Below are 21,937 nucleotides of genomic sequence, written 5' to 3'. Positions count from 1 at the left end.
GGTTGCAGCCCCCACCCTCGATCGTCACCGTCTGACTCGATGACCGCGGCCTGCGTGTCAGATCGCTGTCACCGGTCGATCTACTCGACGTACGTGCCGAGCAGCGGCTCCAGGTCGGCTTTCGTCGACTCGGGGATCGCCTCGTCGGGCGTGTTGATCGTCCCCGCGAGCGCCGTGTGACAGTCGCACTCGTGGTCTTCGGGGATCGACTCGATGGCGGCCTCGACGGTCTCTTTGATCGCGGTCTCGTTCGCGGCGGCGTTCTCGAGCACCTCTTCTAAGGAGACTTCGCTGTCTTCCTTCCAGACGTCGTAGTCGGTGACGCCCGTGATCGTCGCGTAGGCCATCTCGGCCTCACGGGCGAGTTTCGCTTCCGGAATCGTCGTCATCCCGATGACGTCCCAGCCCTGTGAGCGGTAGAACTCGCTCTCGGCGCGCGTCGAGAACTGCGGCCCCTCGATGCAGACGTAGGTGCCGCCGCGGACGACGTCGGCGTCGCTCGCTGCTTCGGCGGCGTCGGCGAGGATCCCGTTGAGTTCGGCGCAGTACGGTTCGGCGAACTGCTGGTGGACGACGACGTCCCTGTCGAAGAACGTCAGGTCCCGGTGCTTGGTCCGATCGTAGATCTGATCGGGGAGTACGAGGGTCTGGGGCGGGAGGTCCTCTCGGAGGCTCCCGACGGCGTTCGAGGCGATGATGTGCGTGACGCCGAGTTCCTTCAGCGCGAATACGTTCGCCCGGTAGGGCAGCGTCGTGGGCGAGTACTCGTGGTCGGTGCCGTGCCGGGGGACGAACGCGACTTCGCGGCCGGTATCGCCGAACTCTCCGACTGTGAGCGGGGCCGAGGGGTTCCCGAACGGGGTGTCGACGTCGACTTCGCGCGTGTCCTGCAGGGGGAGCGCGTCGTAGATCCCGCTCCCGCCGATGAATCCGATGGCCATAGGCGACGGTTCGGCCGCGGGCGCTAAAATCCGTGGGTCCTGGCCCGTGACGAACGTCCGGACGAACGTTTATCAGCGATCACGCGGCCAGAGGCGCTATGCGTTGACAACGGCCCCGCGTCGAACGCGGTTGTTCGGCACAGCGACGCGGGTGTGCGGATCGCGATCTGATCGTGCCGACTGTCCGCCAGTTCCAGCGCCCGCTGTCGTCGCGCAGCCGACTGCCGGTCAGGGAGGGATCGGTGACGCTCTCACACGACGACGCCGCTCTGCAAGAGCGCGATGAGCGCCGTCAGCGTGACCACGGAGACGAGCGTGGTCGCGAAGATAGCCGTCGAGACGAACTCCGTGACGGGGACGCCGGCCACCTCTCCCTCCGAGAACTCCGCAGCGAGAATCACGGTCGTCACCGCCGAGGGCATCGCGGATTCGAGTACGAACGTCCGCGCGACCGCCGGCTCGGTGAATCCGACGACGAGCGCGACGCCGATCCCGAGCAGCGGCGCGATGAGCATCTTCAGGGCCACGACGCCGCCGACGGCTGAGAGCGTCGACCCGACGTCCGTCCGAGCGAGTTGAATCCCCAGCAGGAGCAACATCACCGGGATCGACGCGTCACCGACGAGTTGCACCGTCGACATCGCGGTCGACCCGGTCGGCGGCACCACGCCGAGGCCGCGAGCGAGGAGTGCCGCCACAACGGCGTACACGAGCGGGACGCTGAAGACGCGCTTGAGTCCGTCCAGGCGGCTCTCGGCGCTCCCGCGGGAGGCGATGTAGACGCCGACGGTCCAGATGAGAACGGCCTGTACCGAGAGGTAGACGACGGCCGTCGCTCGCCCCGTCGCCCCGAACGCGAAGTTCGAGACGGGGACGCCGTAGTTGCCCGTGTTCGGGAACGCCGTGACCAGGACGACGGCCGCGAGCGCCGTCTTCGACGCGCCGAAGAGGCGTCCGGCGGCCTCCGCGACGGCGATCGCGAGCACGTGAAAGAGCAGAATCGCGACCGTGATCCGCGCGAGTGTCGACTGCGCGAGCGTCGTGGTCGTGAGGCTGTGGAAGATCAGTGCCGGGACGAGCACGTAGATCAAGAGCGTGTTGATCGCATCCGTGTCTACGGTTCGAAATCGGCCGAGTAGGTAGCCGACACCGCCGACGACGACGATCGGGAGAATGGCTGTCGCGAAGACGGAGACGAGAGAGACCACAGCGGAGCAACCGCCAGTCGCTACTCAAACGCTTCGATCCACTCGTGGCCGATCCGTCCAGCGATGCGTCGCGGTGGTCCCCGCTACGCCTCGCCGTCAGCGAGTCGCCACTGCTCCTCGCCGACCGCCTCGGCGACGCCGCGGCGCTCCATCTCGGCCATCACCTCGTCCATCCGGCCGGGTTGTGCGATCTCCATTTCCATCCGGTCCACCGAGTGGAACGCCGAGAGGAGGTTCCGGATGCCCTCGATCGTGAAGGTCTCCTCGTCGGCCTTCATCATCACGCCGGAGATCAGGTCGATCATATCCTCGATGAAGTTCCAAGGGTAGACGACCCAGGTCCACTCACTCAGCCGTTCACCGACGAAATCCGGCTCGAACGCACTCGTCTGGAGCAACTGGAGCGTCGCCGTTCGGACCTCGCCCGCGTCGCGGTCGGTCACGTACTCGTAGGCCCGCTCGATCGACCCGCCGGTGTCGGCGATGTCGTCGATGATGAGGACGTCTTTGTCTTTGACGCTGCCTTCGGGCATCGGGTAGCGAACCTCCGGTTCGTCGGCCTTCTCGGCGGTGCCGACGTAGTGCTCCATCTTCAGACTCGTGAGGTCGTCGAGGCCGAGGAAGTCACAGATGCACCGCCCCGCGAACCAGCCACCACGGGCCAGAGCGACGACGACGTCCGGTTCGAAGTCGGCCGTCTTGACCTGGTCGCTGACGTCGCGGCAGAGCCCGTAGATGTACTCCCAGTTAGTGATCGTGCAATTGAACTGATCGGGCAGGTCGCCCATAGCGTTCTGTCACCGTTCGGGTAACGGGCCGGCCGACGACTTAATCTGTTCGTCTCGGGGGTCCCACCGGGTGACCCGGCAGGATTTTTCACCCGACACCGCCTCGAACGGATATGGACACCCGCCGTGCGCTGCTCGTCGACGCCTTCGCCGCCGAACCGCTGGCCGGGAACGCCGCGGGCGTCGTGCCCGACGCGGACGATCTCTCGGACGCACAGATGCAGGCGATCGCCCGCGAACTGGCCGTCAGCGAGACTGCGTTCGTCCGCTCGTCGGCGACCGCCGACCGGCGATTGCGATACTTTTCGCCGACTCAGGAGGTGGACCTCTGCGGTCACGCGACGATCGCAGCGCACGCGTTTCTCCACGAGTCGGGGGCGATCGACGCCGGTGAGGGGACCGTCGAGACGAACGTGGGTGTTCTCGACGTCGAAATCGAGGCCGACGGCACCGTCTGGATGAACCAGGACCGCCCGACCGTCGAGCGCATCGCTCCCGACTACGACCGCCTCGGCGCGGCGTTGGGGATCGACCCGGCGGCGCTCCGGGACGTCGGCGCCGACGCCCCCATCGCGGTCGCCTCGACCGGACTCCCCTTCGTGCTCGTCCCCGTGAACTTCCTCGAAAACCTGAGTCAGGCGTCACCGGACGCCGGCGCGATCGAGGACCTCGCCGACGAGCACGGCGCTGCGGGCGTCTACGCGTTCACCTTCGACACGCTCGGCGGCGACGCCACGCTCCACGCCCGCGCGTTCGCGCCGGCGCTCGGGATCACTGAGGATCCGGTCACGGGGACCGCCGCGGGCGCCTGCGGCGCGTACCTCCGTGAGGTCGGCGCGTTCGACGACTTCCCGGCGGAGATGCGCTTCGAACAGGGACACTTCCTGGATCGACCGGGCCGGATCCGCGTCGAAGCGACGACCGAGGTCCGCGTCGGGGGCCACGGCGTGACCTCCTTCGACGGCACGCTCACCGTCCCTGACGACGAGGACGACGACATTCTGGAGGCCTGAAGAACGCAGTCAGCCGATGTACCGCAGATCGTCGTCGGTCGGCATCCCCTGCTGTTGATTCTGCATCTCCTGGATCTTCTCGGCGACCTCTTTCATCTCCTCGGCGCGCTCTTCGAGGGAGTCGTAGCCGACCTCGAAGCCGAGCACCGTCTCCAGGACTTCGAGCACCGCCTGTGCACTCGTGGGGTCGACGAGGTAGCCGCTGGTCTCGCCCATCAGACACGCGCCCGAGAGGTCTCGCCGTTCGCCGAGTCCCAAGAGGAGACCGCTGACGCCGACGATCCCGCCGGCCGGTTCGCCCTCGCGGAACTCCACGCCGGCGTCGGTCAGTTCCTCGACCGTGTCGGCGTCGTTGACCGCGCCCAGCACGTCGGGCTCCTCGACGAGTTCGCCCGTCGGGACGCCGCCGAGCGCGTAGATGCCGCCGACGTCGAACGACGCCGCGAGATCGAGGAACGCGTCAGTGAGGTGGTAGTGACCCGAGTGCGACTGCGCCTGGTGGTCGCCCGTGAGAACGAGAAGGTCGCGCTCGTCGGTTTCGACGGCGTGGAACTCCGCGCAGGCGAGCGACGTGACGCCGTCGTCGTCGACGCCCACCTGTGGCGGGAACTCGTCCGAGTAGACCCGGGCGACGGTCTCGGATTCGAACTCCTCCAGCAGATGCTCTGCGGCCAACTTCCCGACGTGCCCGACTCCCGGCAGTCCCTCGATCAGGACCGGATCCCGGAGCGTGGGCTCTTCGAGCGTCTCGACCTCGATATCGTCCATACCCTCATTCGCGGCCGCGGCGTTTAAGAGCGCGTCGGTACTCCCCGTAGGCGTCTTCGGGATCGAACGGGGCAGGCGTGGAGTTCTCGGCGTCGGCTCCGCACTCGGGACAGGTATCTGAAAGCGTGTACACCGGGCGGTCGTGGGCGTCGCGCCAGACCGAACAGACCCGAATGTCGGATTTCATCTATCGAAAACGGCGGATCGCTACTCTTCGTCCTCGTTCCGCTCGCGGTGGTACTCGGCCGTGCCGCCGTCGGCGACGATCGACTCGCTGGCGCGGTCGGCAGCGGACTCGAGCGCGTTTTCGGCGGTCTTGTAATCGGGTGCCTGGACCCGGATCCGGTATTCGGGGGCGCCCACGTAGGTGACTTCGAGGTCGATCTCCTCGGGGACGTCGTCGCCCTCGGCGGCCTGCAGCGCCTCTTTGATCCGGTCGACGCCGTCGCCGACGGGGCACCGAAGGTCGACGTAGCCCGTGACGTTCACGTAGGGAACGGAGACGTTCTTTCGGGCGGTGTCGACGATCGCCTCGATCTCCTCGTCGTCGAGCTCGACGTCCTCGAGGGCGTCGGTGCCGTGGATTGCCGCGGACTCGAAGCCGTCGTAGAGTGACTCGAACTCCGCGAGGATCGCGTTCGCGACGGCGCTGTAGCGCTCGTCGTCGATGTCGTCGCCGAAGGCGATCTCCATCCAGTTGTCGGCCTTCTGCTGGTTCTTCCACTCCTGGATCTTCTCTTTGCGCTGGTGTTCGTTGACGTCCTTGATCGAGAGATCGATCTGTTGGGACCCCTCGTCGACCTCCAGCACTTTCGCGACGACCGTCTGTCCCTCACCGACGTGGTCGCGAACGTTCTTGATCCAGCCGCTCGCGACCTCGCTGATGTGGCAGAGGCCGCGCTTGTTCTCGTACTCGTCGAGGTCGACGAAGACCCCGAAGTCCGTGATCTCGTCGACGTCACCGACGACGAGTTCACCTGCGTCGGGCCAGCCGCTGTACTGCATATATTGAAACCTCTGAAGGGAGCGTTACGCCTCGGTGGCGCGGCGTTCGACTGTCTCGACGACTTCGCCGTGAAGCGCCGCGTCGCCGCCGGTCGGCGTCGCGAGCGTCGTTCCGCAGACGGCGCAGTTGACGGCGGTCGACGCTTTGCCGAAGGTGACCTGTTCGTTGTCGCAGTCCGGGCACCGGACGCGGTAGAAGTTCCCGGCCATCGTTACTCCTGGAAGGTGAGTCGCCCGGCGCGCCAGCCCTCACGCATATGGGCCTTGCCGCAGTCCGCGCAGATGTACTTCAGGTGGGTCTTCTTCGTCGGCTTGTCCCCACCGGGCACCTTCGAGAACTTCCCGGCGTTCCCGATGACCGCCTTGCCGCGGCGAGTCTGTCGTGCATTCCACTTCATCCCGGTCGAGCGGCCCGTTCGGACCTTCTCGACCTCGTGCTCGTGGTGCCCGTCACAGTTCGGGCAGTACGTATTGAATCGGCGTGGCATCTCCATAGATATCGACCTTGCCGTCGTTTCGACACCGTCGGTTAAAACCCGTTTGGTTCGGAGCGACGGTCTGTTCGGGGGACGCTCCGGCCGTTAACTCTCCCTGACGGACGGCCGCCGGCGGCACACACCGAATCATTAAGTCCGATCCGTCGGTACGATGAAGTATGCGCCCGAATTGGTCCTCCCTCCACTCAGCGGCCAGCGTCGCCGTCGCGTTCGTGGCGCGTCTCGTCCGACGAACAGCCGGCGCGACGCGCTCGCTGACTCGGCTCGCGTGGCACGCACTCCGCCGACTTCTCAGCCCCCTCCGGTCACTGGGAGCAGCCGCCGTCCGACGGGCAGGCGACGTGTTCTCCGGACCCGTGACGGCGTTCGTCTACGGGCCGCTTCGCGTCGGCCTCTTCGGTATGCGCCGGGACGTGTCGGTGCTCGTGGTCCTCGTGTCGCCGGTGCTGGCGCTCGGCACCGCCTCGTGGGTCGGTTCACAGGTCGGATACCAGACGCTGACCGCCTGGGTCCGCGGGACCTGGTACGGCACCGATCCCGCAGTAGCCCTCTTTCTCGCCGTCGCCGGGTTGCTCGCGCTCGGTGCGATCAGCGCCGGCATCAACTCGGGGCTACTCCCCACCGGACTGCTCGTGAGTGCGCCGGTCTTCGGCGCTGCGGTGACGCGGTACGCCACGACCGTCACGTACTCTTGGGGACAGCGGGTCGTCTCGCTCCCCGACGCGGTCGGGACGGCGGTTCTCTTCGCGTTCGCGTTCGGCGTGCCGATCGCCGTCGCCGGGTTCGTCCTCGGATGCGGGCTCCGCCGCGTTGCGCGCACCCTCGGCGGGCGCACTGGGCCGTCTTCGACCGTGGAGAACGCGTGAGGCGGCGGCGTCACTCAGGGACGTAACACTACCTTCACCCCCGCTCGGTCGGCCTCGGCGGCAAACGCCGACTCGTAGTCGCTCATCTCGAAGGCCGGCCCAACGACCGGCGAGAGGTCGATCGAGGACGCGATCGCCAGCGTTCGCCGCCAGTCGGACTCACGGCGGGCGTTGATCGGTCGGACCGAGATCTCCTCGTTCACGAACTCGTTGAGATCGACCGGCACGCGATTCGCACCGTGGTAGACGCCGATCTGGACGAGTTCGCCGCCCGGACGGATGCTCGCCTCCGCGAGTTCGAGCGCGGACTGGTGACCGGACGCTTCGAGGAAGACGTCGACCGGGTCGTCGAGCGGCCCCTCGCCGACGGTCCGCGTCGACGTCGCCCCCATCTCGCGGGCGGTCGGGAGCCGCGTCGCCTCGTCGGCGTCGGCGCCGATCATCACGATTTCGCTCGCGCTGGCCTCCCGCGCCGCGAGGAGCGCGCTCATCCCCGCCGAGCCCGGGCCCGTGATCGCGACGCGGTCGCCGATTCCGAAGGACGAGACGTCGACGCCGTGGACGCCGATAGCGAGCAGTTCGAGGAACACGCCCTCGTCGAACGTGACGTCCTCGGGGAGCGCATAGAGGTTCCGCGCGGGGACGGTGACGTACTCCGCGAGCGCACCTGGCACCTCGGTGTCGATCCCGATCGACTTTCGCCCGTGGGGCGAGAAGCCGGTCTCTTCGGTGCAGAGGTTCGATCGCCCGTCGCGGCAGTTCCGACACCGACCGCAGGAGATCCGGGGCTCGACGGCGACGCGCTCGCCGCCCCTCCACCCGTCGACGCGCGACCCGACGGCATCGACCACGCCCGCGAACTCGTGGCCGAACACCTGCGGGAGATGCGGTTCGTAGCGGTGATAGGACTCCTCCCAGCGGTACAGCGGCCCTTCGACGCCGCCGTCGATACCGACGGATTTGACGGCGATTCGGACCTCCTTCTCGCCCGGCGTCGGTACCGGCCGGTCCGAGAGCGTCATTCCTTCGGCCGCGTCGCGCTTCTCCAGCACGGTCATCCGGTTCTCGGCTGTCATCGTGGCCCCCGATTCACCCGAGTTGGGCTTACCGTTTCGGGTGCGTCAGCGCTCGCTGTCTCCACCGCCGTTTCGACCGGGTGTCACCGGCGAGCCGTCTCCGAAGCGATTAAGCCCCGACTGAGCCAACGTCGTCGTATGAAGAAGGTCATCATCCGCGGGGATCCCGGCATCGGTCGCGGCGCGACCATCGAACTCGACGGCGAGGAGGTCGTCTGCTTCTCGATCGATCGACAGAGCGACTACCACGGCGCGGACCGACCGCAACTGTGGTGCACGGTCGGCAGCGAAGACGAACGCGAGACCTTCGAGAAACGAGAGTTCGTCCCGCACTTCCTCGACGTCGTCGCCGTCGACGCCGAGGCGATCGACGTGATCGTCGAGCGCGGCGCGTAACGCCGGCGCCGGCTCCCTTCTCACCAGCGCGTCGCCGTCTCAGGACCGCGTCGGCAGCGCGTCGTGATCGACGGCGTAGATCCGAACGTCGCCCGATCGGTGGACGACGCTGAACGCCTCGTCTTCGAACGCAATCGACCCGTAGCGCGCCCGCTCGTTCGGCCCCACGACGACGTACTCGACGCCGTACGCGTCGAGTTGGTCTGCCCTGACCGACGCGCTCCCGGTGTAGATTGCGTCCACGTCGCGGACGCGCTCGCGATACGAGTCCTGGCCGCGATAGCCCACCTCGTGTTGCCACCCGGCGACGGTCGGCACTCCGGTCAGACTCGAGACCGGGTTCGCCTGCCACGTGTACATCACCCGTCCACGGTCATCGGTGCCGCCGGAGTACCACCCCGTCCCGGGCGCTTCCAGCACTGTCGGCTGCCCCCCCAGCTCGTCGACCCACGCGATCGCCCGGTCGTAGCCCGGGTGCTGCGTCTCGACGAACTGCGTCGCGTCCAGCGTCGGCCCACCGGCCGGCGACGACTGCGCGTGCGACCCGAGCGCGAGCACCCCGTAGACGCCCGTCGAGACGACGAGGACGACGGCGAGCGCGACGGCCCCGACGCGTCGCCACGGGAGACCGCCGATGGAGCGCCGCGCCGCCCCGGTCGCGTCACGCTCTACGACCGCGAGGACGAATCCGGGCACTGCGACGCCCATCGCGGTCCCCCAGAACACCCACACCTGCATATACGTCTTGAACACGGTGTTCATCCGCCCGGGGCCCGCCTGCTCGTTCACGTAGAGGAGTTCGACGAGCGTGACGAGGCCCGCGCCTGCGACGATCAGGACCGTCTCGTAGCCGAGCGATCGCGAGGTCCGGAGCCCGACCCACGCGAGCACGAGCAGCGGCACCGACACGCCGAGCGCCGCGAACCCGATCTGCTGGCCGACGTATCCGGCCCACAGCACTGCGAGGACGAGCGCCCAGCGGCGTTCGAGGTGGACTCGCGAGAGGAGATACGCCGCGAACCCGACGACGAACGCTCCGTGGACCAAGAGCAGGCCGCCGACGCCGCTCCGCATCGACCGCTCTACGAACTCGACCGACCGGCCCCCGCCCCCCGTCGCCGCCCCGAGCAGAAACGGGAGCGCCAGGAGGACGGCGACCGCCGCGGCCATCGACACCGCGAGCGTCGCTCCACCGAGGCGTCGGCACTCGTCGAGAAGCCGTGACGGCGTCGACGCCGCTGCGCCGTCTCCCCTGACGGCCGAGCGGAGCCGCACTGCGATGGGGCCCGGGAGCAGCGTCGCCGGGTCGGCCGGCGCGAACGTCGCCGCCAACCACCCGAGCGCGAGCACGCTGGGGAAGCTCCAGGTGTTCTGCACCGCCTGCCAGGCCGCGAGGACCGGCAGGACGCCGAAGACGAGCGCCCGCCTCCGGCGACGGTTCGACTGGGGGGTCCGGTAAGAGGCGTACCCGACGGCCGCGGCGAGCAGCAGCGTCGGTGTTCCGATCATATGCGCGTGGAGGTCGCCGTTCACCCACGCGAACAGCGGGAACTCGTTGATCGTGCCCGGAATGACCCGAGAGGCGCTCCAGTAACTGAACGAGTCCGCGCCCGCGAGGATGTCCTCGACGGCGTATCGGCTCTGTGCCGCGACGGCTGCCACCACGGGCCGCTGCACCGGTTCCGGGAGCGCGAGGAGCGCGAACCGGCCGGCAGTGACGAGATTGCTCGCGATGCCGACGAAGAAGACGGCAATGCCTCCCGCCAGCCGTCGCGCGCGCCGGGGCGACAGCGAGTCCGGGACGCCGGGCAGTCGGTCGGCGCCGATCGCCCCCGCCAGTTCGAAGGCGGCGCTCGCGAGCGCCGCGTAGAACCCCGCGAGGGCGAGGTTGTACGCGAACCGCGGCGGGGTGCCGGTGAGCCACGACAGCAGCGTCGCCGTCAGGTGGCCGCCGTAGTAGTACTGGACCGGCTCGTTGGCGAACCAGAAGTCCTCGGGAGGGAGCGTCGGCGACTGGGCGAGCGTCTTCAGGAGCCCGAAGTCGAGGAACTTCTCGCCTCCGCCGGGGTGAACCGCCGGATCGAGGGCCCGGATCGCGACGACGAGCGCGAACCCGAGGAGGAAGACGGCGGCCGCGTCGGTCGCGGCGTCGCGATCGATGTCGACCGCGAGCCTGAGCGTCCCGCTCCGGAGGCCGTCGATATCGAGGCCTGCGAGCGCGCTCGCGACGAGGAGGGCGAGGACGCCGCCAGCGAGCGCGAGCGGGCCCCACGACACGTGGCCGAGCCAGTAGGCGGGGACGCTGAGGACGACGAGCGCGATGGGAACGGCGAACCCCGCGCCGCGGCCCTGTGCGCCCGGGAGCAACCTGGCAGCGAGCGGCAGGCCGAGTGCGAAGAGCACCGCGTAGAGGGCGACCCACAGGAGGACGAGCGCGTACTCCATTCTTCGTGTCTCAGGGAGCGAGACGGCGGAACATACGCTTTGTGATGGCGCTCGTGAATACCACCCTGCGACGCGTAGCGGTTCGCTTTTCACGCAGAAGCCGGTATCGGCGAGTAATGACTCGCTCCGTCGGGATCGTGGTCCCCGCCTACTGCCCGGATCCCGAGCGTCTCAGCGCGTATCTCGACGCGCTCGCGGCTCGGCTCGACCCGACGGTCCTCCGGGTCGAACTCGACGCCCCCCGTCCCGACATCCGTGACCGACTCGGGTCTCTCCCCGACTGCGTCCAGCTCGCGACCGCCGACCGTCGGCGTGGAAAGGGCACAGCGATCACCGCGGGATTCGAAGCGCTCGTCGACGACGTCGACGTGGTGGCGTTCGCTGACGCCGACGGCAGTACACCGTCGGACTCCTTCGCCACCGTCGTCACGACGGTCACCGACGGCGATGCCGACCTCGCGGTCGGCTCTCGGCGCCATCCCGACGCCGACGTGGCAACGCATCAGACCCTGGCCCGGCGGCGGCTCGGCGACGGATTCGCGTGGCTCGCGCGGCGGATGCTCGACGAGAGCCTCTACGACTACCAGTGCGGCGCAAAAGCCCTCACTGCCGAGGCGTGGCGCGACGTCCGCGAACACCTCTACGAACCGGGGTTCGCCTGGGACATCGAACTCGTCGCTGTCACGGGCGCACTGGATCACCGGATCGTCGAGGTTCCCGTCCGCTGGGAGGACCAGCCCGGCTCGACCGTCGAGACGGTCGGCACGACGCTCCGCCTGGGTCGGGCGCTCGTGACCGCCCGACACCGGGCGCGACTGTTGCGCGAGGACCGTCTCCACGAACTGCTCGCCGCCGGCCGCAACGAACGGTCGCTGCTCGATCGGCTCGCGGCGGCCGACACAGAGGCCGTCGAGGCCGACTGAATGCTCCGGGAGTCCGTCGACGCCCTCCTGTCGGGCGTTCGCTTCGGGAAGTTCGTCTCCGTCGGCGCGGTCGGCGCGGTCTTCGACGTCACCACGACGACGGCGCTCATCGTCGGCTTCGGTATCCTCGGCGAGTACGCCAAACTCGTCGGTGCGGAAGTCGCCATCATCGTGATGTTCGCGATCAACGAGCGCTGGACCTTCTCGGAACTCGGCGATTCGGGCGCGGTGCCGACCCTGGGCCGGTTCGTCCGCTCGAACGTCGTCCGGAGCGGTGGCCTCGCCGTGCAGTTCCTGATCGTCCGGGCGTTCAGACAGATCGACCTCGCCCTGCCGCTGTTCGGCGTCGACCTCTGGCAGTTGATCCCGATCCCCATCGCGATCGGGGCTTCGGTGCTCCTGAACTACGTCGCCGAAAGCCTGCTCACGTGGCGTGTGACCAGTGCGTGAGGGGCGTGTGACTGCGAGGGAAATTGCCACACTGCGGGCGAAACACAACCCTTAACCGTAGCCCACGGCTTCGTTCCAGTAGCGGGATGGGATAGCCAGGAGATTCCGCCGGGCTCATAACCCGGAGATCGGTAGTTCAAATCTACCTCCCGCTATGATTTTCCGAACTCACACTTCGAGGCGTTCTATCGCCGAGTACTCCGTGAGTTCGGTTTCATAGCCACAGTAGATTTGAACGAGAGAACCGAGCGGGAGCGCGGTTCGTGTAGTTCAAATCTATCTCCCGCTACTGTTTTGCCGAACTCACACTTCGAGGCGTTCTATCGCCGAGTACTCCGTGAGTTCGGCACCGTAGTGATGAGGACGATTTGAGCCAGAGAGCGACAGCGAAGGCCGCAGCGCTCACACTCCGCTTCGTCACTGTCCTCCCGACCGTTCCGTATCGCGCGGGTACCGCTGCGGTTCCTCGGGAGTGAGGCCGCCGTCCGGCGCGTCGTGGTCGACCTCGCGAAACCTGTCTGTTGGACAATTACTATAGTGGTCTCGTCGTATGAGGTCTGTATGCGACCCCCGGAGGACGTCGCGGCGTACTTCGAACGAGGGCCCGGGTGTACGTACACCAAGCACGTGGCGGAGATTCCGACCGGCCAGCGTGAAGAGACGATGTCCGAACAGGTCGGCGGGATCGTCCCCGACGAGGAGGAATACTGGCACTGCCCACACGCCCAGTACGCCGACCACGACACCTGCGTCTTCCACACCGACCCCGACGAGCGGCCTGCGGATCTCGACCTCGGTGAGTACTTCGCCTCGCTGGTCACGATGGACCTCTCCGGGGCCGATCGCGACCGGCGGCGGAAACTAAAGCAGTTCATCGGCGCGGAGTTCGGCGAGATGGACCTGAACTTCGAGCATCTGAACACGTCGGACAATCTGATACTCGACCTCCGGTGCTGTGATGCGGCGGCGCTGCACCTCGAATCAGTCGAGTTCACGAACCCCGTCGACATCAGAGGGAGCAACATCACCCGTCTCAATGCGACTGAATCGGACTGGCACCAACTCTACGCCCAAGAACTCACCGCGGACCTGGTCGAATTCGACCAGGCGAACCTTCAGCGTGCGTACTTCCAGGACACCGAGATCAGACGCATTCGATTCTATTGGACCGACATCGACTACGTCAACTACCATCGATGTGATATCAAGTGGGCGAATTTCCTGTACGCGCAGTTGGGCGAGTCCGGATTCTTCAACTCCGAGTTCCACGTCGCCACGTTCATCAACGCGGACATCGAAGGCGGCTACTTCAACGACGCCTCCTTCTCGTATCTGGCATTCAGGGGCGTCGACGGTCGGGTCGCACACTTCGCGGGCGTCTCCGCCGACGCGGCGACGTTCGAGGGAGTGACCGTCGACAAACTCACGATCAAGCGTGACTCCGAGGGCGCGGCGTTCGACTGGAGCGTCTTCGACGAGGCCGAGATCGACACGCTGCACGTCTCGGAGTCGGATCTCGGCATCGCCTCCTTCGTGGGTGCGGAATTCGGCTCGTTCGTGTTGCGCGACGTCTCGTTCCACTACATCGTCGATCTGGCCGACACGGTCGTTCGGGAGGAGGCGGTCGTCGAACCCGCCGACGACGTCGGTGTCGGATACCTGTCGCATCGGGACGCGACGATCGCGTCGGGCGAGTACATCCAGCCGCAGGAGGGAGACGTGATCTACGACTTCACCGACGCTGTCGTCGGCGACGTCGACCTGCACGGCGACTTCGAGGAGAGCCTCCTCACCTACATCAGATTCTACCGGACGGAGTTCGACGGGTTCAAATTCGGCAAACTGGCCGAGGTCAGTTTCGACGATCTGAAGTACACCATCCACACGGTGATGGACGAATACACGCGGGACATTCAACTCGCCACCCGGTTGAACGACATCGCCCTGGACCTGCATCCGGTATTCGGCGACGCCGACCCGCTCGGTTCGAGCGGCAAGTACAACACCGTCGATTTCGCGTTTATCGAGGAACGCGGGATCGAACGGCACACTCGACAGCGGGCGCTGGAGCGTGCTGAAGCGCAAGTCGATTCCGCAGGTGGAGACGAGACGGCACTGCCGACGAACCTGAGCGCGCTGGAAACCACGTACCTCAGGGCCAAGAACGGGGCCTCGAACGTCGGCGACAGCGTGACCGCAGGACGGTTCTTCGAGAAGGAGCGGACGTTTCGCCGGAAACGCCACTGGGACAATATGATCCGGGCCGAGTCGCTGACGGCGAAGTTCTATCGAGGGACTCAGTGGGTCAGAAACTGGCTGTTCGCGGTGAGTGCCGGATACGGTGAACGACCGCTCCGGGTGTTCGGCTTCTCGATCGGAATGGTGCTCCTCTTCACGCTCGCGTACGCCGGTAGCGGCGAGTCGTTAGCGGGCGTCGAGAACCCCTCGATTCTCGCGTACTTCCTGTTCAGTTTCCAGAGTTTCATCGCCTTCGTCGTGGGCTCACCGTCCGGGACAGACGCCCTGATCATCCGGCTGCTGAGCGCGTTCGAGGGGTTCGTCGGGGCGTTCATCGTCGGGTTGTTCGTGTTCGTCCTGACCCGCCAGGTCCACCGGTGACGCCTCCCACGAGGGCGTTCGTGGACACCAGTACATATTTACTCGCTATGCGAGTGTGTGCTGGTAATGTGGCTGGCACTCTCGGAGGTCCTGGCGACGGATTTCGACGAGACGTTCACCTTCGACTGTGGCGTCTCGCCCGTCTCTGCGGCGCATCCGGCTCCCGACCGCGGATTCCCGCTCACTGTCCAGTTTCTCACCGACGGGGCGGTCAGACTGCTCTTCCGTCCGAACCCGGAAGCATCTTCGACGGACTGCTCTCCGCTCGATCTCCCATACGACGAGTACGCAGCGGACCCGTCCGTCGACGTCGATTCGGGCCCCGACACTGTCGCACTCGCGACTGACAGCCTCTCCTTCGAGATCGACCGCGACACGGCCGCGTTCACCGTCTCCCACGACGGCGACCGACTGCTCGACACCGGCGTCGACGTCGCGAACAACCGGGGCGAGGTGGGCGTCCCCCCGATGGGATACGAGGAGACCGTCGTCGACAACTATCCGCTTGAGGTGACCCGGACGGGATTCTCGACTCGGTCGGACCCGTCCGAGTCCATCTTCGGCCTGGGTGAACAGTTCACCACGTTCGAGAAGAGCGGCCAGCGCGTGGAAACCTCGGTCGCCCAGGCCCACGGCACGAACACCAGTGACACCTACGCCCCGGTGCCGTTCTTCCTGTCCGACCGGGGATACGGCGTCCTCGTCGAAACGACGGCGGACGTCACGTTCGACTTCGGCCACGAGACGCCGGACGTGACTGCGATCGACGTGGACGCGCCGGTCCTCTCGGTCGTCGTCTTCGCCGGCGACTCACTGAAGGAGGTCATCTCCGCGTACACCGGCCTGACGGGCCGCGCACCCGAACTTCCCGCGTGGACCTACGGCGTCTGGATGTCCCGAAACTCGTACGAATCCCAGGAGGAAGTGCTCGACGTCGCCGACGAGATCCGGGACCGCTCGATGCCGTGTGACGTCATCCACGTCGACCCGCAGTGGATGGAGATGGAGGCCCCCGAGATGGTCTTCGACGCCGATTCGTTCCCGGACCCCGAAGCGATGGCTTCGCGTCTCGACGAAGACGGATTCAAACTCTCGCTGTGGGAGTACCCCTACGTCCAAACGGGGACGGACCTGTTCCGAACGGCCGCAGCAAACGGCTATCTGGTGCACGACCACGAGGGCCGGACGTACATCTTCAGACGGCCCAGTTACCCCACCGCCCGCGCCGGCATCGTCGACTTCTCGAACCCCGAGGCGGTCGAGTGGTGGCAGGAGATCCACCGGGACCTCATCGACGTCGGTGCCGACGTGTTCAAAACCGACTTCGGCGAGTACCTGCCCCCGCAGACCACGACTGCCGACCGGCGGACCGGGCGGGCCGCGAAGAACGCGTACCCGCTCGAGTACCAGCGCGCCGTCGCGGGCGCGTTCGCGGGCACCGACAAACCGCCCGTACTCTGGTCACGCTCGGCGTGGGCCGGCGCGCAGCAGTACCCGGTCCACTGGGGCGGCGACACGAAGTCGACGTTCGACGGATTCCGGGCGAGCGTCCGCGGCGGTCTGAGCCTGCTCGCCTCGGGCTTCCAGTTCTGGAGCTGCGACCTCGGTGGGTACAAGCCCACCCCCTCGGAGACGCTCTACATCCGGTGGGCCCAGTGGGGACTGCTCGCGCTGTCGCACCCGCGGTTCCACGGCAAATCGCCCCGCGAGCCGTGGGCGTTCGGCGACAGGGCCGCAGCGGTCGTCGGTGCGTTCGCTCGCCTCCGCTACCGCTTGCTCCCGTACTACCTCAGTTACGGCTGCGAGGCGGCCGCCACCGGCGTGCCAGTGACGCGTCCGATGCTGCTCGAATTCGAAGCGCACCCGACGTCGACGGCTGCGACCCAGCATATGGTGGGCGAGGAGTTCCTCGTCGCCCCGGTCCTGTCCGACGACGGGACGGTGACCGTCACCCTCCCGCCCGGCGAGTGGATCGACTACTGGAGCGGCGAGTATCACACCGGACCGGCGCGCCGCACGATCACCGCCGACATCGACGAACTCCCTCTGTTCGTCCGGGCGGGAAGCGTCATCCCCGAGCGCCCGTCGCCGTCCCCGCCGGAGGAGGTCCCATCGGAACTCCGGTACCGGGTGTATCCGACCCACGAGACGGCGACCGACGCGCAGTTCACCGTTCGACACCCCCAGGTCCCGGACGCTGGTCGAATCGAGGTGACGATCGACGACTCGTGGGACACGGTGGCGGTCACGACGGCCGGCCCCCTCCCGGACGGTACGGTCATCGTCGAGCACGTCCCCGCACCGCCGGATCGTGTCACCGTCGACGGGACAGTCCTCGAGGACTCCGGCGTAGAGTACGGCGCTGACGCGGGGACCCTCCGGTTCGAGATCGAGCGCTGAGTCTCGCACCGGTGTCCGTCTGATCAGCCGAGGAGCCAGCCCTCGCTACCACGCGTCCAGCCACCGCTTCTGTCCGACTCGTCCCGTTACTGGTCCGCGCTCGCTTCCTCGATCGCTTCGATGCGTTCGAGGTCTCTCACCCCTTCCGCCGCCCCGGGCGTCGGCGGTTCGTCACGGAGCACGCACTGCGCGAAGTAATCGACCTGGGCGGCGTACTCGTCGAACGGGTCGGGAGCGATCGTCCGCTGGGTTCCGTGCTCGACGACCGTCACCGTCGGCTGTGCGGACGGGTGATACGGCTCGTCGACCCGCACCAGCCCCTCGGTTCCGTTGATGCGGAGGTGACTCGTCGGTTCCGCGGCGAAACTCGCCGAACACAGCGCGCGGAAGTCGTCCTCACCAGCGAGCGCGAACGCAGCGTGTGCGTCGACGTCTCCCAGGGTGGGCTCCCGGCGGAGGTCGCCCCACGACACCTCGAGCGGCCGGTCGAGCAGGAACTGAAGCGTGTTTATCGGATAGATGCCGATGTCCCGGAGCGCGCCACCGCCCCGGTCGGGATTGAGTCGCCACCCGCCGGTCTCCTGCGTGTCGACGCGGAATGCCACGTCGGAGTGTGCGGACACGGGGATTCCGATCAGCCCCGATCGAATCGCCGTCCGGAGTGATCGCATCACGGGCTTGAACTGCACCCGGTAGCCGACCAGACACGGCACTCCGGCTTCCTCGACTATGTCACGAATCGCTCGCGCGCCGGCCGCCGTCGGAGCGATCGGCTTCTCACAGAGGATGGGCTTTCCCATCGACGCCGCGGTCTGGACGACCCGCCTGTGGAGGTGGTTCGGGGTGGCGACGTAGACGGCGTCGTACGCCGCTGCGGCGGCCCCATCGTGAAACGACTCGGGGGTGAGTCGCTCGACGCCCGTCGCGGTCTCGATCGATTCGACCTCCGGGGAGACGAGGACCGTCGTCTCACAGTGATTCGACGCGTCGATCGCCGGGAGCACGTATTCTCTGGCGAACGCTCCCACGCCGACGATCGCTAGCCTGAGCGGCCCCCCAGTCACCGGCCGTTCCCACGGCCGCGGTTCGATCGGCTCGTTCATTCGTCCATACTGGGTGTCCCCGCGGCTTTAGGTCTGCCGCGGTCGGTCGGCGCACCGCTCGCACAGCGGGCTCGACCGTCCCCGACGCGTCGACCCCGTTCGTGCCGCGTTGACACACAGACGAGGCTATCTGTCTCCGGGACGTATCGTGGTTCGATGGAACTGGTAGCGGTTGTCGCTATGACAGAAGATCGGATCATCGCGACCGAAGATGACGTTCCGTGGGACTATCCGGCCGATGTCGCGCAGTACAAGAATCGAGTCGCCGAGCACCCCGTCATTCTCGGACGGACGACCTACGAGTCGATGCTGCCCGAGCCACCGGGCCGCAGACACATCGTTCTGAGCCGCTCGTTCGAGAGCGTCGATTCGGAGACCGCGACGATCGCCAGGTCACCTGCTGACGCGCTGGCGACGGCCGCGGAGATGGATGCCGAGACGGTGTACGTGCTCGGTGGCGGGGAGATCTACGAGGCCTTCCTGCCCGAGTACGACCGGATGGTGATCAGCGTCGTCGAATATCCGATCGACCACGAATCGTGTCGCCGGCTCGTCCGCTTCCCGGAGTGGGACGATGCTGCGTGGCGCAAGGTGTCAGTGGACGACTCCTACGACGGGTTCAGGATCGACTTCTGGGAGTCTGCGGACTCGCACTGATCGCCCGGCCCTCTCAGTGACCGGCTACCGAGGGCGTCACAGGTACCCGAGGTCCTCGAGCCGCTGGGTGACGTCGATGTCTTCGAGCTCGTCGTCGTTGTCGTATTTGTCCAGTTCGTCTTCGCCTTCTTCCAGCGGGACAGATATCTGTGCGGTTCCCGCCGCAGCGACCCCCCGCGCCACCTCGAGGGGCGGCGTGCTGCAGACGCCGTCGGCGTCGGGACTGACCGCCTCGGCTGTGGTCCCGGACACCTGTGCGGCGTACGATGCGCCGCCCCACGACGCGTGCTTGTAGACGCTGTTGCCTGGGCCGTCGGTGTAGACGATGCTCATCTCCTGTAAGAACCGGTCGGGGTCGTCGGTGAACCGCCGTGCCTTCTCGGCCTCCTGTGCGTTCGGCGGGGCCTGGTAGGTGACGACGCGCCCGTCCTCCGCGGTGAACCAGCCCGGATCGGCCGACTCGTCGCTCGACTGTGCGGTCTCCACGACGGCCGGGAACCTCGACAGATCGGAGAGCGACGTGATCCTGATCGACTCAGTCTGTCCCGGTGCCTTGACGAGGAGCGGCACGTGGTACACCACCTCGTGCGTCCCCATCCCGTGCATCAGCGGGATCGGATCCCCCTCGACTGCTGTCGGTTCGGCGAAGCCGTCGCCGTGGTCCGCCGTCACCACGACGAGCGTCTCGTCGAGCGCGCCGTCCGCCTCCAGCGCCTCCAGAACGCGGCCGAACGCCGCGTCCGCCTGCTTGACGGCGCCGTCGTAGAGTCGGCGCAGCGGGTACACCACCGTCGGAGGCACCGAGCCACCGTACACGCCCCAGCGCCACTTGAACGGAAGCTGTTCGTGGATGGCCGTGGCGAACTCGTCGCGCCAGTCGTCGTACTCCGCACGCGTCTCGTAGGGCGTGTGGGCGTCCATCAGGTTGATACAGGCCGCCCAGGAGTCCTCCCGGTCGCCGAGCCACTCCGCGAACCGGTCGGCGTACCAGAACCCGTCCACGGTGACGGATTCGTCGTCCCCGTCCGCCCCCCGTGTCTCGTTGTCGGTCTCGGTCACGACCTCGTCGAACGCCGTCCTGAGGTTGCTCTCGTGGACGGTCAGGTAGGGGTTCTCCGAGAAGACCGCCGTCTCGTACCCCTGCTCGGACAGGTCCTCGAAGACGGTGTGCCCGGCCTCCAGCCGGTCGGTGATCTGCATCTGGTGCTCCGCCGGCGAGACGCCGGTCAGGATACTCGCGTGGGACGGCAGCGACCAACCGGCCGGCGAGCGTGCCTGGGTGTACGTCGTCGCGCTCTCGGCGAACTCCTCGAGCACCGGCGTCGTCTTGCGACGATACCCGTGGAGTGAGGTGTTGCGGGCCCGAACACAGTCCAACACCACGAGTAGAACGTTGGCGTCTGACACGCCAGTCTGTACTGCTCGGAGTACCAAAACGCCTCTGATTGTCCGCCTCTCGCGGTCGAGTCGGTGGTACTGTCCGGCCGCTGGCGTCCAGACGCAGCGACTGGAACTGACGGTCAGAGCGATGTACGAGAAAGCATGTCTACGAAGTTCGCATTCTGTCGGAGTGGATGTCGGCGGAGACATCGCAGGCTACGGGGATCGTGTAGTCTCGTCACTTCACCGAACGAATCCAGCCACCGTAATGAGAAACCCAAGCAACAGCGTCGCAGCTCCAAATTCAAACGTACCGAACTGCGCGAGCCCAAGGCCCAGTAGAGCGATATTCGTCCCGAGAATCATAATGCGAAGAGAGGTATCCTGCTGATTGGCCATTCGTATCTGCTGATTACCAACGAGTCCACTAAGACTCTGCCAACTACCGCTCAGTCTCGTTCAGTTTGCATCATATGTCGTCCCGTACAGAATCAACCCACCTCGAAGAGCGACACCGTCGAAGGTGTATGCTTCACTCTCATCGGCTTCTCCGCCTCTCCGTTCGGGATCGCACCAAACCGCTCCAGAAAGGTGTAACCGTCTTGCACGGCCGCCGAACTGGTAATACCTGATGGTGTCGAGTACGGGTAGCGCAATGATTTCCACCGTCCCCCCGCGTCCCCGTACCGACGCTGCCAGACGGGACGGATCCCCGGCTGTCGATCCGGGCCAAGCGGAGCCGCTCCGCCACGTCGCTCTCTCGCGCCGACACAATAACACGGCGGAGCGGGTAACTCCGTGCGCCGGCACCGACAGCAGGCCCGATCGGTCGGGGGCACCACACCCAGTTCTGCGCTGTGATGCGGGACGGGGAGTGACCGAACCGAACACGCTCGACATCGGCCGGATTGACACGGAGCGGTCCCGGACACCGGCGGCCCCTGCCACAGACCCCACGGCACCGAGGGCCATCGGACCACCAGCGATCGACGCAGAGACACGTCTGTCGCCACCGTCGCACCGAAATTCTGAACACGGGCCTCCATCCCGTCGATACCCACCAACACACCGACGATGTGCGTGACGAGACGAACCGTCCTGCGGCAGCTCGCCGAAGCAACCGACGCCGAGCGCCGGGAGACGACGACCGTCGACGCGCTCGCATCGACGCTCGGGGTTGACGAGCGGTCGCTGGAGGATCACATCGACGCACTGGTGGCGTGTGAACTCGCGCACGTCGAAGCTGACGGCAGCGTTAGAGCCACCATCACTGCGGAGGAACTCCTCGCGCTTGAAGCCGGCGAGGTGGTAATCGTCGATCTCACGGGCCGTGATGGCGATGCGGACGCTTGACCGGATCGGATTTATATCCTGTCAGCGTGAGTGCGTGTCATATGGGAGG

At 66.7% G+C, this 21,937-nt stretch carries 21 protein-coding genes and 1 tRNA gene; 10 read left to right on the top strand and 12 right to left on the bottom strand.

The window, feature by feature from the left end:
- Positions 1–80 precede the first annotated feature (80 nt).
- The 3 genes from mtnP to BLU74_RS01645 form a co-directional block, all read right to left on the bottom strand.
- Positions 81–941 (bottom strand): S-methyl-5'-thioadenosine phosphorylase, encoded by an 861-nt coding sequence (mtnP, locus tag BLU74_RS01655; protein WP_089764435.1) that lies wholly within the window; start codon positions 939–941, stop codon positions 81–83.
- A 251-nt stretch (positions 942–1,192) separates the two neighbouring features.
- Positions 1,193–2,149, bottom strand: coding sequence for an AEC family transporter (locus BLU74_RS01650; protein WP_089764433.1), 957 nt, complete (start codon positions 2,147–2,149; stop codon positions 1,193–1,195).
- A gap of 83 nt (positions 2,150–2,232) precedes the next feature.
- On the bottom strand, positions 2,233–2,937 hold the full coding sequence (locus tag BLU74_RS01645; protein ID WP_089764430.1) for a phosphoribosyltransferase: 705 nt from the start codon (positions 2,935–2,937) through the stop codon (positions 2,233–2,235).
- A gap of 113 nt (positions 2,938–3,050) precedes the next feature.
- Between BLU74_RS01645 and BLU74_RS01640 the strand changes: the two genes are divergently transcribed.
- Entirely contained in the window at positions 3,051–3,950 is a 900-nt protein-coding gene (locus tag BLU74_RS01640) for a PhzF family phenazine biosynthesis protein (protein ID WP_089764428.1), read from the top strand.
- Positions 3,951–3,959: 9 nt separating this feature from the next.
- On the opposite strand, the gene BLU74_RS01635 is transcribed toward BLU74_RS01640, so the two are convergent.
- The 5 genes from BLU74_RS01635 to BLU74_RS01615 are packed head-to-tail and all read right to left on the bottom strand — an operon-like array spanning position 3,960 to position 6,217.
- A complete protein-coding gene (locus BLU74_RS01635) occupies positions 3,960–4,718 on the bottom strand; it encodes a proteasome assembly chaperone family protein (RefSeq protein ID WP_089764426.1) in 759 nt (252 codons plus the stop codon).
- A 4-nt stretch (positions 4,719–4,722) separates the two neighbouring features.
- The gene (locus tag BLU74_RS01630; protein ID WP_089764424.1) at positions 4,723–4,905 is read right to left on the bottom strand and encodes an RNA-protein complex protein Nop10; all 183 of its coding nucleotides are present in this window, start codon (positions 4,903–4,905) and stop codon (positions 4,723–4,725) included.
- Between the two features lie 20 nt (positions 4,906–4,925).
- Positions 4,926–5,723 carry a translation initiation factor IF-2 subunit alpha gene (locus BLU74_RS01625; RefSeq protein ID WP_089764421.1) on the bottom strand — a complete coding sequence of 266 codons (798 nt, stop codon included), beginning with the start codon at positions 5,721–5,723 and terminating at the stop codon, positions 4,926–4,928.
- Between the two features lie 24 nt (positions 5,724–5,747).
- A complete protein-coding gene (locus tag BLU74_RS01620) occupies positions 5,748–5,933 on the bottom strand; it encodes a 30S ribosomal protein S27e (RefSeq protein ID WP_089764419.1) in 186 nt (61 codons plus the stop codon).
- A 2-nt stretch (positions 5,934–5,935) separates the two neighbouring features.
- Complete coding sequence (locus tag BLU74_RS01615; RefSeq protein ID WP_089764417.1) at positions 5,936–6,217, bottom strand: 50S ribosomal protein L44e; 282 nt, start codon at positions 6,215–6,217, stop codon at positions 5,936–5,938.
- Positions 6,218–6,378: 161 nt separating this feature from the next.
- Between BLU74_RS01615 and BLU74_RS01610 the strand changes: the two genes are divergently transcribed.
- Positions 6,379–7,086 (top strand): DUF8071 domain-containing protein, encoded by a 708-nt coding sequence (locus tag BLU74_RS01610; RefSeq protein WP_089764414.1) that lies wholly within the window; start codon positions 6,379–6,381, stop codon positions 7,084–7,086.
- A 14-nt stretch (positions 7,087–7,100) separates the two neighbouring features.
- Here the strand turns inward: BLU74_RS01610 and BLU74_RS01605 are convergent, their stop codons facing one another.
- Positions 7,101–8,162: a zinc-dependent alcohol dehydrogenase gene (locus tag BLU74_RS01605; RefSeq protein WP_217635322.1), complete on the bottom strand. Its 1,062-nt coding sequence runs from the start codon at positions 8,160–8,162 to the stop codon at positions 7,101–7,103.
- 138 nt (positions 8,163–8,300) lie between these two features.
- Here BLU74_RS01605 and BLU74_RS01600 point away from each other — a divergent pair, with 138 nt between their 5' ends.
- Positions 8,301–8,558, top strand: coding sequence for an HAH_0734 family protein (locus BLU74_RS01600; RefSeq protein WP_089764411.1), 258 nt, complete (start codon positions 8,301–8,303; stop codon positions 8,556–8,558).
- 39 nt (positions 8,559–8,597) lie between these two features.
- On the opposite strand, the gene BLU74_RS01595 is transcribed toward BLU74_RS01600, so the two are convergent.
- Positions 8,598–11,003, bottom strand: a complete 2,406-nt coding sequence (locus BLU74_RS01595) for a DUF2298 domain-containing protein (RefSeq protein ID WP_089764409.1) — start codon at positions 11,001–11,003, stop codon at positions 8,598–8,600.
- 116 nt (positions 11,004–11,119) lie between these two features.
- On the opposite strand from BLU74_RS01595, the gene BLU74_RS01590 reads away from it, so the two are divergent.
- The 5 genes from BLU74_RS01590 (at position 11,120) to BLU74_RS01570 (ending at position 17,395) form a co-directional block, all read left to right on the top strand.
- Positions 11,120–11,926 (top strand): glycosyltransferase, encoded by an 807-nt coding sequence (locus BLU74_RS01590; RefSeq protein WP_089764407.1) that lies wholly within the window; start codon positions 11,120–11,122, stop codon positions 11,924–11,926.
- Entirely contained in the window at positions 11,927–12,376 is a 450-nt protein-coding gene (locus BLU74_RS01585) for a GtrA family protein (protein ID WP_089764405.1), read from the top strand.
- Positions 12,377–12,456: 80 nt separating this feature from the next.
- A tRNA-Met gene (locus BLU74_RS01580) sits at positions 12,457–12,531 on the top strand.
- A 406-nt stretch (positions 12,532–12,937) separates the two neighbouring features.
- Positions 12,938–14,995, top strand: coding sequence for a pentapeptide repeat-containing protein (locus tag BLU74_RS18730; RefSeq protein WP_175454529.1), 2,058 nt, complete (start codon positions 12,938–12,940; stop codon positions 14,993–14,995).
- 66 nt (positions 14,996–15,061) lie between these two features.
- Positions 15,062–17,395, top strand: a complete 2,334-nt coding sequence (locus BLU74_RS01570; protein ID WP_089764400.1) for a glycoside hydrolase family 31 protein — start codon at positions 15,062–15,064, stop codon at positions 17,393–17,395.
- Between the two features lie 86 nt (positions 17,396–17,481).
- Here BLU74_RS01570 and BLU74_RS01565 read toward each other — a convergent pair whose 3' ends face one another.
- Entirely contained in the window at positions 17,482–18,498 is a 1,017-nt protein-coding gene (locus BLU74_RS01565) for a Gfo/Idh/MocA family protein (protein ID WP_089764398.1), read from the bottom strand.
- A gap of 156 nt (positions 18,499–18,654) precedes the next feature.
- Between BLU74_RS01565 and BLU74_RS01560 the strand changes: the two genes are divergently transcribed.
- Positions 18,655–19,155 carry a dihydrofolate reductase gene (locus tag BLU74_RS01560; protein WP_089764396.1) on the top strand — a complete coding sequence of 167 codons (501 nt, stop codon included), beginning with the start codon at positions 18,655–18,657 and terminating at the stop codon, positions 19,153–19,155.
- Between the two features lie 36 nt (positions 19,156–19,191).
- On the opposite strand, the gene BLU74_RS01555 is transcribed toward BLU74_RS01560, so the two are convergent.
- Complete coding sequence (locus BLU74_RS01555; RefSeq protein ID WP_089764393.1) at positions 19,192–20,562, bottom strand: sulfatase; 1,371 nt, start codon at positions 20,560–20,562, stop codon at positions 19,192–19,194.
- A gap of 1,053 nt (positions 20,563–21,615) precedes the next feature.
- Here BLU74_RS01555 and BLU74_RS01550 point away from each other — a divergent pair.
- Positions 21,616–21,888, top strand: a complete 273-nt coding sequence (locus BLU74_RS01550; protein ID WP_139175575.1) for a hypothetical protein — start codon at positions 21,616–21,618, stop codon at positions 21,886–21,888.
- The last annotated feature ends 49 nt before the right edge of the window (positions 21,889–21,937 follow it).

The sequence above is a fragment of the Halobellus clavatus genome, assembly GCF_900107195.1.
GTDB classification, from domain to species: domain Archaea; phylum Halobacteriota; class Halobacteria; order Halobacteriales; family Haloferacaceae; genus Haloquadratum; species Haloquadratum clavatum.
The sequence above is the reverse complement of the archived record's forward strand: the minus strand, read 5'-3'. Positions and strand labels throughout refer to the sequence as shown.